Raw genomic sequence first — 1,352 nt, forward strand, 5'->3', positions numbered from 1 at the left:
CCACCAGTACAGCCAGCCGATAGTAAAGCCGGCCCAGTGGCCGATGGCTTTGTCGGCATACGTCGAAAACGAACCGGTATCCGGCGAGGCAACGGCCATTTCGGCCAGCATGCGCATCACCAGCACCACCAGGGTCCCGGCCGCGGCATAGGCCAGCAAGACCGCAGGGCCGGCTTCGGCGATGGCGTGGCCGGAGCCGACGAACAGCCCGGCACCGATGACACCGGCAATCGACAGCATGGTCACATGCCGCTGCTTGAGCCCCTGAGCGAGGTCATTGGAATTGTGCGTACCGCTCATAAAACTACCTTTGCGAGAAATGGCGTTTTGATCCTGCTACTCGAGTCGCGCTCTTCAAAAAGAGTGCTACATCCTGTTGCCGATCGATAACGCAATTACCGCGCCAGGCCGATGACCGTTCGTTCGAAAATTCTCACAACCCCGTTTAACAAGGCTTACAGGTCTTTCGGCCAAGACTTGACCGAAAGACCCTGAAAAACCGGCGGAATAGACCAATTACTGAAATACCCACTTACAAATGCCCCGGGTGCACCACACTTCGTCACCGGTAACACCTCATGCACTTCCTACGACCAAAAAGGTACAACCCAAAGGTACAACCAAAGCCGTAGATAAAGGCCCGAACCTGTGCACAAGGTCAGAAACGACTTCCCAGAAACGGCCAAAACTGGCACCATCGCGCCTTTTTTCATCAAGGCTCCGGCCCTGGAAACGAGGGTAGGCGGACATCTGCGCGACAGTCCACTGCAGCGATGCGACACCCGCCCTCCCACCAACCGATTGCCTCTCCCGACGTTATTGGCTGTCTTCGGACCGCTATGCTAGCTTGGCGCCTCGCCAGGAAGGCCGCTAACAGCAGGAGCGCACCAGAACACATGAGGACCGCACATGGCTGAGGCCACGCCCGCGCTGGAAATCCGCAAGACCAGGAAATCCTCAAGGGAATTTCGCTGACCGCGCGTGATGGCGACGTGATCTCGATCCTGGGATCCTCCGGCTCCGGCAAGTCCACTCTGCTGCGCTGCATCAACCTGCTGGAAAACCCGCACCAGGGCCAGATCCTGGTGGCTGGCGAAGAGCTCAGGCTCAAGGCGGCAAAAAACGGTGAACTGGTGGCCGCCGACAACAAACAGATCAATCGCCTGCGCAGCGAGATCGGCTTTGTCTTCCAGAATTTCAACCTGTGGCCGCACATGAGCATTCTCGACAACATCATCGAGGCGCCGCGCCGGGTGCTCGGCCAGAGCAAGGCCGAGGCCATCGAGCATGCCGAAGCGCTGCTGAACAAGGTTGGCATCCACAACAAGCGTAACAGCTACCCGGCCGAGCTG

Annotated in this window: 1 protein-coding gene and 1 pseudogene; one reads left to right on the forward strand and one right to left on the reverse strand. The window is 58.5% G+C overall.

The window, feature by feature from the left end:
- Positions 1-300, reverse strand: a 300-nt coding sequence (locus UB48_RS26865) for an amino acid permease (RefSeq protein WP_045202415.1), incomplete at its 3' end; no start/stop codon positions are given.
- 609 nt (positions 301-909) lie between these two features.
- Between UB48_RS26865 and UB48_RS26870 the strand changes: the two are divergent.
- Positions 910-1,352: pseudogene (locus UB48_RS26870) on the forward strand (ATP-binding cassette domain-containing protein); the annotation flags it as partial.

It is taken from the genome of Pseudomonas sp. 2(2015), assembly GCF_000955865.1.
In the GTDB taxonomy this organism is placed as follows: Bacteria; Pseudomonadota; Gammaproteobacteria; order Pseudomonadales; family Pseudomonadaceae; genus Aquipseudomonas.